The sequence below is a fragment of the Kitasatospora sp. NPDC004240 genome (assembly GCF_053603215.1).
In genome coordinates, this window is sequence record NZ_JBSGFD010000043.1 from 38,607 (window position 1) to 52,328 (window position 13,722).

Here is a 13,722-nt window from a genome sequence, read left to right on the forward strand (position 1 = left end):
CGCTCGGCAGCTGACAGACTGGGCCGGTCGCACCGGACGACAACAGTGACGTAGTAGTGAAGTGGGGTGGCCCGCGTGGGCGAGGCGAGGACGAAGGACCAGGCGGGGCGGACGACCGCCCAGATCGAGGCGGACATCGCCCGTACCCGCACCCAGCTGGCGGCGACCCTGGACGAGCTCGCGATGCGGGTGCACCCGACCACCGTCTCCGCCCAGGTCAAGGCGAAGGCCGTGGCCGCCGTCGAGGAGCGGGCCGGCCGGGCGTACGTGGCCGCCCACGCCGCGGTCGAGAGGGCCCGGGCCCAGTTCGTGGACGAGCAGGGGCAGCCGCGCAAGGAGCGGGTCGTGCCGGCCGCGCTGGTGGGCGTCGGTCTGGTGCTGCTGGTGGCCTCCGCGCGCCGGCGCCGCAAGCGCTGAGCCGCTCCCCGGCGGCCGCCGCCCGGCTCCGGTGACCGCCCGCGGCGCCGCCCGGATGTCGGTCGGCATCACGTCGGGGGCCGTGGGGCGGTACCTTCGGGGCGTGAGTACGAACGACGAACGTGAGCAGTCCGACTCCCCGCGCCACGACCGGCTGGGCGAGAAGCTGCCGATCAAGATGCTGCACGACCGGGTCCTGGTGAAGACCGAGGGCGGCGAGGGCGAGCGGCGCTCGACCGGCGGCATCCTCATCCCGGCGACCGCGGAGCTGAGTAAAAGGTGCGCGTGGGCGGAAGCTGTTGCGGTCGGCCAGAGCGTGCGCTCCGTCGAGCCGGGCGACCGGGTGCTGTACGACCCGGAGGACAAGCTGGAGGTCGAGGTCCGCGGCGCCACGTACGTGCTGCTGCGCGAGCGTGATCTGCACGCGGTCGCGGCGATGCGCTTCGGCGACACGGAGGGCTCGACCGGGCTGTACCTCTGAGCCTCCCCGGGATCCCCGGGCCGCCCGGGACGTCCGGACCCCTCGGGACGTCCGGGCCCCTCGGGACCCCCGGGCCGGGAGCGGCTCGCGGCGGGCCGTCACGCGTGAGGCGTGACGGCCCGCCGTCGTCTGTCGGTGGCGGGTAGTAGCGTCCGGCCATGAGCTCTCGTCTGCCCACGGTCGATGACGGTCAGCGGCGTGCCCGGCTCGGGCGGCGTCACCTCCTGGTGCCCGCGGCGCGGGCGGGCCGGGTGGAGGAGGTGGCGGACGCGGTGGTCGGGCTGCACGCCTCGGACCCCGCGACGGTGTACCTGTCGGCGTGCGCGCGCCTCGCGGAGCCCTCGGCCGGGGAGGTGGAGCGGGCGCTGTACGAGGACGTCACCCTGGTGAAGCTGCTGTCGATGCGGCGGACGGTGTTCGCGGTCACCGAGGGCTTCGCGCCGTACGTCAGCTCCTCGACGGCCCGGGCGATCGCGGCCAAGGAGCGGGCCACGCTGCTCAAGCACCTGGCACAGTTCGCGGAGGGCTGGGACGCGGCGAGGCTGGCGGCCACCGAGCGGGAGGTGCTGGCCGCGCTGGAGCGGCGCGGCGAGGCGACGACGTCCGAACTCGGTGCCGACGTACCGGCGTTGCGTGAGACGATGCTGATGGCGGTGGGCAAGCCGTACGAGAACCGGCAGAGCGTGGGCAGCCGGCTGCTGCGGCAGCTCGCCTCGGACGGGCACGTCCGCCGCTGCCGGCCGCGTGGCTCCTGGCTGAGCAGCATCTACCCGTGGGCGCCGGTGCCGCAGTGGCCGGAGCTGCCGGTGCGGGAGTCCAAGGCCGAGGTGGTGCGGCGCTGGCTGGCGGCGTTCGGGCCGGCCACGGTGGAGGACGTGAAGTGGTGGACGGGCTGGACGCTCGGGGACACCCGCAGGGCGCTGGCCGACGTGGCCGCCGAGGAGGTCGCGCTGGACGGTGGGGGGAGCGGCCTGGTGCTGCCGGGGGACGCCGCCGCGGTGGCGGAGCCGGAGCCGTGGGCCGCCCTGCTGCCGGGGCTGGACCCGACCGTGATGGGCTGGCGCGGGCGTGACTGGTACCTGCGGCCCGAGGACGTGCCGGCGCTGTTCGACCGGGCGGGCAACGCCGGGCCGACCGTGTGGTGGAACGGCCGGGTGGTCGGCGGCTGGGCGCAGCGGGCGGACGGCGAGGTGGTGTGGCGGCTGTTCGAGGACCTGGGCGCGGAGGCCGCGGCGGCGGTCGGGGTGGAGGCCGCGCGGTTGTCGGGCTGGCTGGGGGAGGTCCGGGTGACACCGCGGTTCCGTACGCCGCTGGAGCGGGAGCTCAGCGCCTAGGGTCGCGGGAGCTCAGCGCCTGGGGACGCGGCGGATCACGGCTTGGGGGGCGGGGTGGTGCCGGCGGCCGGGGTGGGGGTCCGGTCGGTGGTCGGGCGGGTGGGGGTCGGCTGGGCGGTGGGGGTGGCCGCCCGGCTGGGCTCGGGGCCCGGCTGGGCGGGGGCCTGGGTGGGCTGGGGCGGCGGGGTGCCGCCGGGGCCGGGCCGGGGCTGCTCGGTGGGCGCGGCCGGGGTGCTGGGCGTGGTGGTGGCGGTCGGGCCGGGGGTCCGGGGCGGGGTGGTGGTGAACCGTTCGGGCCGGCGGTTGGCGCGGGTGAACTGCAGGTCGAAGTCCTGGACGTCGGTGCCGTCCAGGGCCTCGCTCATGTAGGCGGTCCAGATCTGGGTGGGGAAGGCGCCGCCGTTGACGCGGTCGAAGCCGGCGGTGCCGGCCAGCGGCTCCTTGGCGTGGGTCTTCGGGTGCTCGCGGAACAGGCCGACGGTGGTGGCGAGTTCGGGGGTGTAGCCGGCGAACCAGGCGGAGAGGTTGGAGTCGGTGGTGCCGGTCTTGCCGGCGGCCGGGCGGCCGAGGTCGAGGGCGGCGGCTCCGGTGCCGCGCGTGCTGACGACGTCGCGCAGCACGTCGGTGACGGCGTCGGCGGTGTTGCGGTCGATGGCGGTGGTGGGCACGTGTTCGGGCAGTCCGGGTACGTCGGGGTAGCCGGTGCGTTCGAGCTTGAGGACGGCCCACGGGGTGTGGGCCTGGCCGTGGTTGGCGAGGGCGGCGTACGCGCCGGCCAGGTTGACGGCGCTGGGGGTGGCGGTGCCGAGGGTCATCGAGGTGTGGGCCGGGTCCATGCCGGGGACGTTGTCGGGGATGCCGAGCCGGATGGCGGTGTCCCGGACGTGGGCGAGTCCGGCGTCGACGCCGAGCTGCGCGTACACGGAGTTGACCGACTTCGCCATGGCGAGCCGCAGGCTGATGTGGCCGTAGTCGATGTCGTCCTCGTTGGGCGGCGCGTACGGGGTGGGGCCGCCGACGACGGGCCGTTCGCTGGTGCCGTCGTACCGGGTCTCGGCGGTGATCGGGCGTCCGTCGCCGCTGCTGCGGCCGGAGTTGAGGCCGGCGGCGAGGTCGAAGGGCTTGAAGGTGGAGCCGATCTGGTTGTCCTGGCGCAGCGCGTCGTTGTAGGGCTGCTTGGCGTAGTCGGGGCCGCCGTAGACGGCGACGATCCGGCCGGTGGCGGTCTCGACGGAGGCGCCGGCGACGCGGACGTCGGTGTCGGTGGTGGGGCGGGCCTTGGCGTCGAGCTCGTCGGTGAGCTCCTGCTGGACGGCCTTGGTGAAGGCGTCCTGCTTGGCCTTGTCGAAGCTGGTGGTGATCCGCCAGCCGCCGGCCTTGAGGGTGGCGCTGTCGAGGATGCCGGCGGAGACGAGGTAGTCGTCGGCGACGCCGACCAGGTAGCCGGCCTGGCCGGCGAGGCCGGTGGCGGGCTGCGGTTCGATCGGTTCGGGGAAGGTGGTGGCGGCGCGGGTGGCGGGGTCCAGGAAGCCGAGCTGGACCATGCCGTCGAGGGTGTAGTTCCAGCGGGCGACGGCCTTCTCGCGGTTGGCGGGGGTGGCGACGCGCACGTCGTAGGCGCTGGGGGCCTGGAGGACGGCGGCGAGGTAGGCGCCCTGGGCGAGGCTGAGCCGGTCGACGTCGACGCCGTAGTAGGCGTTGGCGGCGCTCTGGATGCCGTAGGCGTTGCGGCCGAAGTAACTGGTGTTGAGGTAGCCGGTGAGGATCTCCTCCTTGTCGCGCTGCTGGTCGACCTTGAGCGCGATGAAGAGTTCGCGGCCCTTGCGGGAGAAGGTCTGGTCCTGGGTCAGGTAGTAGTTCTTGACGTACTGCTGGGTGATGGTGGAGCCGCCCTGGGTGCCCTGGCCGAGGAGGGTGTTCCAGCCGGCGCGGACCATGCCCTTCAGGTCGATGCCGCGGTTCTGGTAGAAGCTGCGGTCCTCGGCGGCGACGACGGCGTGCTGGGTGTCGAGGGGGACCTGCGCGAGGGTGACGTCGATGCGGTTGACGGCGCCGGTGCGGGCGATCTCGGTGGTGCCGTCGGCGTAGAAGTAGATGTTCTTCTGGGCGACGGCGTGCGCGTTGGGGTCGGGGACGGGCACGATCAGGTAGAGCACGGCGAAGGCGCCGACGGCCAGCAGGACGACGGCGGTGAGCGCGCCCAGGGTGACCCGCCAGGTGGGCAGCAGCCGCCGCCAGAGCGGCAGGGCCCGGCGGGCCTCGCGGCGGGCCTGCCGTTTGGCCTGGCGGCGGGTGCGCAGCTTCGCGCTCAGGTTCATGCCGCGATTATGTGCTATTTGATCCGGAATCAAGCGCTTCTCTTTTGGCGCAGTTTCACGGCGGCGGGTGTGCGGTGGTCCGGCCGCCGGGGTCGGGGGGCGCCTCGGCCGGTGCCCCGGCCGCGGCCGCGGGGGCGGTTCCGGCCGGGTCCCGGCCGTCGGCCCCGGGGCCACTTCGGGGGGCCGCTCCGGGGGCGGGGGTGACCGGGGGTCAGTGGCGGTGCGGTGGTGGTGCGGCGGTGCGGTGGGGGTGTCACCGGGGTGGGGAAACCGGGTGCGCCGGGTGATCGGCGGCGCTACGGTGAAAGGTGCAAACCGCATAGCGAAGTCACTCGGCGCAGCTCCGCCCGCCCCCGCCCGGGACCCCCCGGTCCGGCCGGTCGGAGCCGGTCCGGCGTGCGTTCGCGTGGATGCGCACCCTTGTACGCCCCTATTTGTCGACAAGGAGACAATATGCCGAATGCTGTGCCAGCAGCGTCGCAGCTCAGGCCCCCTCCACCGCCCGGGGACGACGGGGGCGCCGCCAGGCTCTACCTCGCCGTGGCCCGGGGGGCGTTCCGCCGCTACGCCACCTACCGGGCGGCGACCTTCGCCGGCGCCTTCACCAACACCGTCTTCGGCTTCATCCTCGCCTCCACCTTCCTCGCCCTCTGGCAGGCCCGCCCCGGCCTCGGCGGCTACGACCAGCACGAGGCGGTCACCTACATCTGGGTCAGCCAGGCCCTGCTGGTGACCGTCGCGGTGTGGGGCGGCGGCTTCCAGGACGACCTCCAGGAGCGCTTCCGCACCGGCGACATCGCCATCGACCTCTACCGCCCGGTGGACTTCCAGGGCTGGTGGCTGGCCACCGACCTCGGCCGGGCCGGCTTCCACCTGGTCACCCGGGGCGCGGTGCCCACCGTGGTCGGCGCCCTGGTCTTCCGCACCCGGATGCCGGAGCGGCCGCTGACCTGGGCGGTCTTCCTGCTGTCCGTGCTGCTCGCGGTCGTGGTCAGCTTCGGGCTGCGCTACCTGGTCTCGCTCACCGGCTTCTGGCTGCACGACATCGACGGGGTGCGCTCGGTGGTGCTGGTGGTGTCGATGTTCTTCTCCGGGATGCTGCTGCCGCTCTCCCTGTTCCCCGGCTGGCTCGGGCCGGTGGCCCGGGCGCTGCCCTGGGCGGCGCTGGTCCAGTCGCCCACCGACGTCTTCCTGGAGCGGAGCACCGGCGCCGGCCTGGCCGGCACGCTCGGCTTCCAGCTGTGCTGGGCCGTGGTGCTGCTGGCGCTCGGCCGGGTGGTGCAGCTGCTCGCGACGCGCAGGGTGGTGGTCCAGGGTGGCTGAGCTCCTGATCGGCGGCGGGGGCGGCCGGGCCCGGTGGGCGGTGCGGTCCTGGTGGCTGATGGCCGGGATGTGGGTCCGCGCGACCATGTCCTACCGGACGTCCTTCGTGCTGATGCTGCTGTCCAACGTCGTGCTCAACTCGCTGGACTTCGTGGTGGTCGTGCTGATGTTCCTGCACACCGACCAGCTCGGCGGCTGGACCCTGGCCGAACTCGGCTTCCTCTACGGCACCTCCGGCTTCGCGCTCGGCGTCTCCAACGCCGTGGTCGGCAGCGTGGACTCGCTCGGCCAGCGGATCACCGCCGGCACGCTGGACACCATGCTGATCCGGCCCGCGCCCGCGCTCGCCCAGGTCTGCGCGGAACGCTTCGCGCTGCGGCGCCTGGGCCGCCCGCTGCAGGCCTCGGCCGTCCTGGCCTGGTCGCTGACCGCGATCGACGTCACCTGGACCTGGGACCGGGTGCTGCTGGTGCCGGTGCTGCTGCTCTGCGGGGTGGTCATCTTCGCGGCGGTCTTCATCGGCTTCGCGGCGCTGCAGTTCTGGTGGGGCGAGGCCAAGGAGATCCAGAACTCCTTCACCTACGGCGGCGCCACGCTGCTGCACTACCCGCCGACCATCTTCGCCAAGGAACTGGTGGCGGGCGTGGTCTTCGGCATCCCGCTCGCCTTCGTCAACTGGTTGCCCGCGCTGCGCATCCTCGACCGCCCCGACCCGCTGGGCCTGCCCACCGCCTTCCAGTTCGCCTCACCGGTCGCCGCCGCCCTCGCGGTGGCCGCGGCCGGCCTGATGTGGCGCGCGGGCCTGCGGGCGTACCGCGGCACGGGCAGCTGATCACCCCCTCCGGCACCGCCCCTCCGATCCCCGTCGTCACGACCGGTCGTACCGCAGAGAGGAAGCACACAGCCCATGGCACTGATCGAACTCGAGGACGTCAGCCGCATCTTCACCGTCCGCGCCAAGGCGGGCCGGTTCAGGCGGGAGAAACGCGAGGTCCGGGCGGTGGACGGCCTGACCTTCACGGTCGACGCGGGGGAGTGCGTCGGCTACATCGGCCCGAACGGCGCCGGCAAGTCCACCACCATCAAGATGCTCACCGGCATCCTGGTGCCCTCCGGCGGACGCCTGCGGGTGGCCGGCGTCGACCCGGCCCGCGAACGCGTCGCGCTGGCCCGCCGCATCGGCGTGGTCTTCGGCCAGCGCACCACGCTCTGGTGGGACCTCCCGCTGCGCGACTCGTACGAGCTGGCGCGCCGCATCTACCGCATCCCGGAGGCCCGCTACCGCGCCAACCTCGCGCGCTGCGTCGAACTCCTCGACCTGGGCGCCCTGCTGGACACCCCCGTACGGCAGCTCTCGCTCGGCCAGCGGATGCGCGGCGACCTGGCGGCGGCCCTGCTCCACGAGCCCCAGGTGCTCTACCTGGACGAGCCGACCATCGGGCTCGACGTGATCAGCAAGGGCAAGGTGCGGGAGTTCCTGCGGGAGGTGAACCGGGAGCAGGGCACGACGGTGCTGCTCACCACCCACGACCTCACCGACATCGAGCAGCTGTGCGGCCGGGTGATGGTGATCGACCACGGCCGGGTGGTCTACGACGGTGACCTGGACGGTCTGCACACGGCCGGCGACAGCGAACGGACGCTGGTCGTCGACCTCGCCGAGGCCCGGTCGGCGATCGAGGTCCCCGGGGCGCGGGTGGTCAGGGTCGAGGGCCCGCGCCAGTGGCTGGCCTTCCCCGCCCAGCAGAGCGCGGCCCCGATCGTGGCGGCCGTCGCCGACCGCTACCCGATGGTCGACCTCTCGGTGCGCGAACCGGCGATCGAGGACGTCATCGCGCGGATGTACGCGGAGGTCGCCATCGGCTGAGCCGGGGGCGGGGGCGGGGTCACGCCGGCGGGGTCAGGAGGCCGTCACGCCGGCCGGGCCGGGCGCCGACCCGGTCCGGCCGGGCGTGGGGCCGGTCCGGCCGGGAGCGGCCCCGGCGCCCCCGTCGGCGCCCCCGCGCACCTCGTCCAGGTACTCGGCGATGGCGTCCCGGTTGCGGGTGAGGTTGCGGATGCGTTCGGTCATCCGGTCCCGCTCGTGCTCCAGGGTGGCGATCATCTCCGGTGTGGCGTCCGGGAGGTGGATGGCGCGGGGCCTGTCCAGGCAGGGCAGGATCTGACGGATGATCCGGGTGGGCAGGCCCGCGTCGAGCAGCCCGCGGATCTGCGCCACCCGGTCGACCAGCCGCTCGTCGTACTCGCGGTAGCCGTTGGCGGTGCGCAGCGGCAGGATCAGCCGCTGCTCCTCGTAGTAGCGCAGCAGGCGGCGGGAGGTGCCCGTACGGGCCGAGAGCTCTCCGATGCGCATGTGACCGACCCCACATCCGATGGCTTGACCCTCACATCTGTGTGAGGGTTCGAGCATAGGCGGCGCGCAGAGCACACGGCTACCCCCCGGAACCGTCCCCGACACCCCGGCCCGAGCGCGGCGGCCCGGTCGTCGCAGACCCGGGCCGGCCCGCAGGAGCGCACCGCCCGGGGCCGCGGCACGCGGAATCCGGGTGGGGCCGTCCGCCCGGGACGGGCACCGGGCAGACTGGCGGGGTGAGCGACGATGCCTTCAGCGGGACCGGACCCGGGGTCAGGTTCACCGCGGCCGACGAGGAGAAGAGACGCGGCGTCCGCCGGATGAAGACCATCGCGACGGGCCTGCTGGCCCTCGCGACCGTGGTCTTCGCCCTGGCCACCTGGGCCGGGGCGGCCGGTGCGGGCGCCTGGACCGGGTACGTGGCGGCGGCCGCGGAGGCCGGCATGGTCGGCGCGCTGGCCGACTGGTTCGCCGTCACCGCGCTGTTCCGCCGCCCGTTCGGGCTGCCGATCCCGCACACCGCGATCATCCCCACCAAGAAGGACGCCTTCGGCAAGTCGCTCGGCGACTTCGTCGGCGAGAACTTCCTCTCCGGGCACGTGGTGCGCGGCCGGCTCGCCGCGCTCGGCATCGCCCGGCGGCTCGGGGAGTGGCTGGCCGCGCCCGGCAGCGCCGAGCGGGTCACCAAGGAGGCGTCGGCGGCGCTGCGCGGCGTGCTCGCCGTCCTGCGGGACGACGACGTGCAGGCGGTGGTCGGCGAGGCGGTCACCCGGCGGGCGGCCGCCACCTCGGTGGCCGAGCCGATGGGCCGGATGCTCGGCAAGGTGGTGGCCGACGGCGGGCACCACGGCGTGGTCGACCTGGTCACCGTACGGGCGCACGACTGGCTGACCGAGAACCACGAGGAGGTCGTGCGGCGGGTCACCCAGAAGACCCCGGGCTGGACCCCGAAGTTCCTCGACCACCAGGTCGGCGAGCGGGTGTACAAGGAGCTGATGCGCTTCGTCACCGACATACGGGACGACCCGGACCACGCGGCCCGGGGCGCCATCGACAACTTCCTCGCCGACTTCGCGACCGAGCTGCAGACCGACCCGGACACCATCGCCCGGGTGGAGCGGGCCAAGGCCGACCTGTTGGCCCGCCACGAGGTGCAGGAGCTGATCGCCTCCACCTGGGCCGCCGTGCGCACCCTGGTGCTCAACGCCGCCGAGGACGAGGACAGCGAGCTGCGCCGGCGCATCCGCGACGGGGTGCGCCGCTTCGGGGAGCGGCTGGCGAGCGACGAACGGCTCCAGGCGAAGGTGGACGGCTGGCTGCAGGACGCCGCCCAGTACGTCGTCGACACCTACCGCACCGAGATCACCTCGCTGATCTCGGAGACCGTGGCCGGGTGGGACGCCGACGAGGCCTCCCGCAAGATCGAGGCGAACGTGGGCCGCGACCTCCAGTTCATCCGGATCAACGGCACCGTGGTCGGTGCGCTGGCGGGGCTCCTGATCCACACCGTCGCGGTCTCCCTCGGCGGGTGACTTACCCTGGCTGGACCGCGAGATACGCGCGTAGCGGAAGAGGGAGACACCGTGGTCCAGCCGGACGGAAGTCGGGTCGTCGGTCGTGGCATCGAGGCGTTCATCGCCGGCATGCCGAAAGCGGAGCTGCACGTCCACCACGTCGGATCGGCCTCGCCCCGGGTGGTGGCCGAGCTCGCGGCCCGTCACCGGGGCAACTCGAAGGTGCCGGTCGACCCCGAGGCGCTCGCCGAGTACTTCACCTTCACCGACTTCGCCCACTTCATCGAGGTCTACCTGAGCGTCGTGGACCTGGTCCGCGACGCCGAGGACGTCCGCGCGCTGACCTACGGCGTCGCCGAGGACATGGCCCGGCAGAACATCCGGTACGCGGAGCTGACCATCACCCCGTACTCCTCGGTGAGCCGGGGCATCCCCGACGTCGCCTTCATGGAGGCGATCGAGGACGCCCGGGTGCGTGCCGAGAAGGACCTCGGCGTCGTGCTGCGCTGGTGCTTCGACATCCCCGGCGAGGCCGGCCTGGCCGCCGCCGAGGAGACCGCCCGGCTGGCCGTCGACCTCGCCCCCGAGGGCCTGGTCAGCTTCGGCCTCGGTGGGCCGGAGATCGGTGTCCCGCGCCCGCAGTTCAAGCCGTACTTCGACCGCGCCCGGGCGGTGGGTCTGCGCAGCGTCCCGCACGCCGGCGAGACCACCGGCCCGGAGACCGTGTGGGACGCGCTGCGCGTCCTGGGCGCCGAGCGCATCGGCCACGGCACGCAGGCGGTCAAGGACCCCGCGCTGCTGGACTTCCTCGGCGAGCACCGCATCCCGCTGGAGGTCTGCCCGACCTCCAACATCGCGACCCGCGCGGTGGAGCGGATGGAGGAGCACCCGATCCGGCGGATGGTCGACGCCGGGCTGCTGGTCACGGTCAACAGCGACGACCCGCCGATGTTCGGCACCGACCTCAACACCGAGTACGCGGTCGCGGCCCGGCTGCTGGACCTGGACGAGGCCGGGGTCGCCGCGCTGGCCCGCAACGCCGTCGAGGCGTCCTTCCTGGACGCGGCGGGCAAGGCCCGGATCGTCGGCGAGATCGACGGCTACCTCGCCGGGTGGGACCGGGGCTGACCCGGCCCCGCCCCGCGGTGTCCGCGGTGCGCCCCGGCGGCCCGGCCGTCGGGGCGCACCGCCGTCCGGGCGGCCCGTCCCGCTCAGAACAGCAGCAGGTACAGGAGGCAGGCCAGCCCGACGGAGAACAGCGCCATCGGGAGCGAGCGGGTGGCCCGCATCGCGGTCAGGTGGGGGAACGGCAGGACGAGGGCGGAGGACGCGGCGGCCGAGGCCGGCGGGGACGAACCCGGCGGGGACGCGCCGGCCCGGGACGGGCCGGACGGTGACGAACCCCACGCGGAGCCCGACGGTGTCGGGTTCGCCGGTGCCGGTGCCGGTGCCGGTGCCGGGGTGGGCGGTGCCGGGTTCGAGGGTGTCGGGGCGGCCGGTGTCGGGTTCGACGGTGTCTGGGCCGGCGGGGACGCACCCCACGGGGCCGGGGCGGCGGCCGGCGGTCCGTAGGGCACGTGGGTCCAGACCGGCGGGGCACCGCTGACGAGGGTCGTGCGGTACAGGGCGCCGGTGCCGAACTTCCGCCAGCGGCGCTGCCCGACGTCCGTGAACTCGACGCTCAGGTCGGCCAGGCGCAGCGGCTTGTCCTCCGGCGCCAGGTCCGGTACCCGGACGAGCAGGCGGTTGGTCCAGCGGCCGCCCGCCGAATGCGCCTCGGTGCCCGTCCCCGTCCCCGTACCCGTGCCCGTGTCCTCGCCCTCGTCGTGCCCGGACGAGCCGTAGGGGGAGGGTCTGCCCTGCAGGTCGAGGTCCCGGCCGCCCGGGGTGATGTCGTACTGCCGCCAGAACAGCCGGACCGCGGTCACCGGGAGCCGGCCGAGGTTGATGACCACGACCGCGGTGCCCCACGACTCCAGGTGGATGAGCTGGGCCTGCGAGGTCTGCAGCTCCTGCTCCCGCCGGGCGGACTCGCGTTCGCTGCGGGCTCTGGCCTCGTCGGCAAGCCGCTCGGCCCGGGCGGCGCGCTCCTCGGTGCGGCGCGCGTAGACGGATTGCTGGCGATAGGTGGCCACGCTTATCCCCAGACCGAGGACGGTGCAGACCGCCCCGATCAGGGCCACGATCGTCTCGACCATCCGAACAGACTGACGCTCTGTCACGTTCATGTCCAGGGCGCCCCGGCGGCCCCGCGGGCGACGGCCTGCCACCCGCGGGAACGCACCCCCCGTGGGCTGCTTCAGGCCAGCGCCACCCCCGGGGCGGGCACGGTGCCCCGGTGCAGCCAGGCGCGTTCGGCGGCGGACCAGGCGCTCGTGGTCAGCAGGTAGATCCCGGCGGCCAGCGGGACCAGGGCGGCGAACAGCACCGTCCCGAAGGACAGGTACGGCAGGAAGCCCGTCCCCGGCTGCGGGGCGGTGGTCGCCGCCGCGGTGGCCCGGCGGGCCCGGCGGAAGGTCACGTAGCCGACCCCCGCCAGCGCCGCGTACAGCAGACCGAAGACCACCAGCTGCCCGGCGCCGTGCGCGCCGCCCACGTGCAGGCCGAGCGGGACGCCGAGCACGGTGTGGTCGAGCAGGTCGTTCGGCGTGGTGAAGAGGCGGTACATCACCGAGAAGAACGGGATCTGCACCAGCATCGGCAGGCACCCGGCGAAGGGCGAGGCCTTCTCCTCCTTGTAGAGCGTGGCGAGCGCGGCCTGGAGCTTCTCCGGGCGGTCCTTGTGCTTGCGCTGCAGCTCGGCGATCCGCGGGGCCAGCCGCATCCGGGCCTTCTCGCCCCGGGCGGCGGCCCGCGCCAGCGGGTGCAGGGCGAGCCGGACGCCGACGGTGAACAGGACGATGGCCAGCGCCGTCGGCAGGACCTGCGCGAGCACGGCGACGACGTCGTGGGCCAGGGAGACGACGGGGTCGAGCACTGAGAGAACGGACATGGTGGAGCGAGCCCTCCGGGGTCTCGGGGAAACGGGGTACGAGACGGAGGGCGGCCGCGGAACGCGGGAGCGGAAGGGTTACGCGGCCGCCGGGGCCGCGCCGGGCGCCCTGGGGCGTCGCCGGCCCCGGGCGTCCGGGTCGCGCTGGGGGAGGAAGGCGGTGCGCAGGGCCCGGCGTCGCAGCACCCCGGCCCGTACGGCGGCGGGTGCCCGCGCGCCCAGCAGCCGCGAGGCGGCCAGCGTGCCGGTCACCGCCCCGGCCAGCAGCACCATCGCGGCCGCGGCGGCGACGGAGGTCAGGGTGGCGGAGTCCGCGGTGAGCTCACCGGTCAGCACCCGGAGCAGGCCGAGCAGCATCGCCACGACTGTCACGGGTCCGCCTCCTCGGTTCGGCCGCCGGCGCCGGGGTGTTCCGGCGGGGGTGCTCCAGACAGTGTGGACGACGGTGGAGCGCGCGGAGTTCCCGGGGGGCGGGAAGTGCGCCGCCGCGCCGTAGCGAAGGGGGCTACACGGGGCTACCGTGGATGGATGAGGACGATTACCCAGCGGGAGTTCCGGAACAACTCCGCCGCGGTGATGGACGCGGTGGAGGCCGGCGAGACCTTCCACATCACCAGGAACGGGGTCGAGGTCGCCGAGCTGCGACCGGTGTCGGGGCGGCGGCGCCTCAGCGCGGAGGAGCTGGTGGCCCGGCACGCCAAGCTGCCGCGCGTCGACTACCAGCAGATGCGCAAGGAGGCGGAGGAGTACCTCGGCCCGGAGGAGCTCATCGGCGACCCGGGCGACGACCCCTTCGAGCGGCCGCGTGGCTGAACGGCGGCGCGGCCGGACGGCGGGGCCGCCGTCGGACGGGTACGGGGCGGCCGGGAGCGCCGGGGGCACCGCGAGCGCCGAGGCCCGGGGCGCTGTGGCCCGGGGCGCCGTGGCCCCGGGCGTGGCGGAACTGACGTCGGTACTGAAGAGCGCCCAGGGCCAGGCTGTGGTCGTGAC

At 74.3% G+C, this 13,722-nt stretch carries 15 protein-coding genes; 10 read left to right on the forward strand and 5 right to left on the reverse strand.

Going from position 1 to position 13,722, the window contains the following annotated elements; genetic code table 11:
* Positions 1 to 75: 75 nt before the first annotated feature.
* The 3 genes from ACWEQL_RS14415 (at position 76) to ACWEQL_RS14425 (ending at position 2,232) form a co-directional block, all read left to right on the forward strand.
* Complete coding sequence (locus ACWEQL_RS14415; protein ID WP_452150552.1) at positions 76 to 417, forward strand: DUF3618 domain-containing protein; 342 nt, start codon at positions 76 to 78, stop codon at positions 415 to 417.
* Between the two features lie 178 nt (positions 418 to 595).
* Positions 596 to 898: a GroES family chaperonin gene (locus ACWEQL_RS14420; protein WP_375934398.1), complete on the forward strand. Its 303-nt coding sequence runs from the start codon at positions 596 to 598 to the stop codon at positions 896 to 898.
* 158 nt (positions 899 to 1,056) lie between these two features.
* The gene (locus ACWEQL_RS14425; RefSeq protein ID WP_452150553.1) at positions 1,057 to 2,232 is read left to right on the forward strand and encodes a winged helix DNA-binding domain-containing protein; all 1,176 of its coding nucleotides are present in this window, start codon (positions 1,057 to 1,059) and stop codon (positions 2,230 to 2,232) included.
* A 35-nt stretch (positions 2,233 to 2,267) separates the two neighbouring features.
* Here the strand turns inward: ACWEQL_RS14425 and ACWEQL_RS14430 are convergent, their stop codons facing one another.
* On the reverse strand, positions 2,268 to 4,550 hold the full coding sequence (locus ACWEQL_RS14430; protein WP_452150554.1) for a transglycosylase domain-containing protein: 2,283 nt from the start codon (positions 4,548 to 4,550) through the stop codon (positions 2,268 to 2,270).
* 453 nt (positions 4,551 to 5,003) lie between these two features.
* On the opposite strand from ACWEQL_RS14430, the gene ACWEQL_RS14435 reads away from it, so the two are divergent.
* The 3 genes from ACWEQL_RS14435 (at position 5,004) to ACWEQL_RS14445 (ending at position 7,740) form a co-directional block, all read left to right on the forward strand.
* The gene (locus ACWEQL_RS14435) at positions 5,004 to 5,873 is read left to right on the forward strand and encodes an ABC transporter permease (RefSeq protein WP_452150555.1); all 870 of its coding nucleotides are present in this window, start codon (positions 5,004 to 5,006) and stop codon (positions 5,871 to 5,873) included.
* Positions 5,866 to 6,705: an ABC transporter permease gene (locus ACWEQL_RS14440; protein WP_452150556.1), complete on the forward strand. Its 840-nt coding sequence runs from the start codon at positions 5,866 to 5,868 to the stop codon at positions 6,703 to 6,705. Before ACWEQL_RS14435 ends, ACWEQL_RS14440 begins: the two co-directional genes overlap by 8 nt.
* A 75-nt stretch (positions 6,706 to 6,780) precedes the next feature.
* A complete protein-coding gene (locus ACWEQL_RS14445) occupies positions 6,781 to 7,740 on the forward strand; it encodes an ABC transporter ATP-binding protein (RefSeq protein ID WP_452150557.1) in 960 nt (319 codons plus the stop codon).
* Positions 7,741 to 7,773: 33 nt separating this feature from the next.
* Here ACWEQL_RS14445 and ACWEQL_RS14450 read toward each other — a convergent pair whose 3' ends face one another.
* On the reverse strand, positions 7,774 to 8,226 hold the full coding sequence (locus ACWEQL_RS14450) for a MerR family transcriptional regulator (protein ID WP_452150558.1): 453 nt from the start codon (positions 8,224 to 8,226) through the stop codon (positions 7,774 to 7,776).
* 236 nt (positions 8,227 to 8,462) lie between these two features.
* Here ACWEQL_RS14450 and ACWEQL_RS14455 point away from each other — a divergent pair, with 236 nt between their 5' ends.
* Together ACWEQL_RS14455 and ACWEQL_RS14460 are read left to right on the forward strand one after the other, a co-directional pair.
* Entirely contained in the window at positions 8,463 to 9,758 is a 1,296-nt protein-coding gene (locus ACWEQL_RS14455) for a DUF445 domain-containing protein (RefSeq protein WP_452150559.1), read from the forward strand.
* 51 nt (positions 9,759 to 9,809) lie between these two features.
* Positions 9,810 to 10,868, forward strand: coding sequence for an adenosine deaminase (locus ACWEQL_RS14460; RefSeq protein WP_452150560.1), 1,059 nt, complete (start codon positions 9,810 to 9,812; stop codon positions 10,866 to 10,868).
* 83 nt (positions 10,869 to 10,951) lie between these two features.
* Here ACWEQL_RS14460 and ACWEQL_RS14465 read toward each other — a convergent pair whose 3' ends face one another.
* The 3 genes from ACWEQL_RS14465 to ACWEQL_RS14475 all read right to left on the reverse strand — a co-directional run bounded on the left by ACWEQL_RS14465 (position 10,952) and on the right by ACWEQL_RS14475 (position 13,104).
* Positions 10,952 to 11,938 carry a hypothetical protein gene (locus tag ACWEQL_RS14465; RefSeq protein ID WP_452150561.1) on the reverse strand — a complete coding sequence of 329 codons (987 nt, stop codon included), beginning with the start codon at positions 11,936 to 11,938 and terminating at the stop codon, positions 10,952 to 10,954.
* Positions 11,939 to 12,039: 101 nt separating this feature from the next.
* Positions 12,040 to 12,732, reverse strand: coding sequence for a YidC/Oxa1 family membrane protein insertase (locus tag ACWEQL_RS14470; protein ID WP_452150562.1), 693 nt, complete (start codon positions 12,730 to 12,732; stop codon positions 12,040 to 12,042).
* Between the two features lie 78 nt (positions 12,733 to 12,810).
* Positions 12,811 to 13,104 carry a DUF6412 domain-containing protein gene (locus ACWEQL_RS14475; RefSeq protein WP_452150563.1) on the reverse strand — a complete coding sequence of 98 codons (294 nt, stop codon included), beginning with the start codon at positions 13,102 to 13,104 and terminating at the stop codon, positions 12,811 to 12,813.
* A 156-nt stretch (positions 13,105 to 13,260) separates the two neighbouring features.
* Here ACWEQL_RS14475 and ACWEQL_RS14480 point away from each other — a divergent pair, with 156 nt between their 5' ends.
* Positions 13,261 to 13,545: a type II toxin-antitoxin system Phd/YefM family antitoxin gene (locus ACWEQL_RS14480; RefSeq protein ID WP_452150564.1), complete on the forward strand. Its 285-nt coding sequence runs from the start codon at positions 13,261 to 13,263 to the stop codon at positions 13,543 to 13,545.
* On the forward strand, positions 13,538 to 13,722 hold a 185-nt coding region (locus ACWEQL_RS14485), incomplete at its 3' end, for a hypothetical protein (protein ID WP_452150565.1). The genes ACWEQL_RS14480 and ACWEQL_RS14485, both read left to right, overlap by 8 nt.

Coding starts and splice junctions, on each gene's coding strand:
- ACWEQL_RS14420 (WP_375934398.1), top strand. CDS start 596: ATGCTGCACGACCGGGTCCTGGTGAAGACCGAGGGCGGCGAGGGCGAG.
- ACWEQL_RS14425 (WP_452150553.1), top strand. CDS start 1,057: ATGAGCTCTCGTCTGCCCACGGTCGATGACGGTCAGCGGCGTGCCCGG.
- ACWEQL_RS14430 (WP_452150554.1), bottom strand. CDS start 4,550: ATGAACCTGAGCGCGAAGCTGCGCACCCGCCGCCAGGCCAAACGGCAG.
- ACWEQL_RS14435 (WP_452150555.1), top strand. CDS start 5,004: ATGCCGAATGCTGTGCCAGCAGCGTCGCAGCTCAGGCCCCCTCCACCG.
- ACWEQL_RS14445 (WP_452150557.1), top strand. CDS start 6,781: ATGGCACTGATCGAACTCGAGGACGTCAGCCGCATCTTCACCGTCCGC.
- ACWEQL_RS14450 (WP_452150558.1), bottom strand. CDS start 8,226: ATGCGCATCGGAGAGCTCTCGGCCCGTACGGGCACCTCCCGCCGCCTG.
- ACWEQL_RS14465 (WP_452150561.1), bottom strand. CDS start 11,938: ATGGTCGAGACGATCGTGGCCCTGATCGGGGCGGTCTGCACCGTCCTC.
- ACWEQL_RS14470 (WP_452150562.1), bottom strand. CDS start 12,732: ATGTCCGTTCTCTCAGTGCTCGACCCCGTCGTCTCCCTGGCCCACGAC.
- ACWEQL_RS14480 (WP_452150564.1), top strand. CDS start 13,261: ATGAGGACGATTACCCAGCGGGAGTTCCGGAACAACTCCGCCGCGGTG.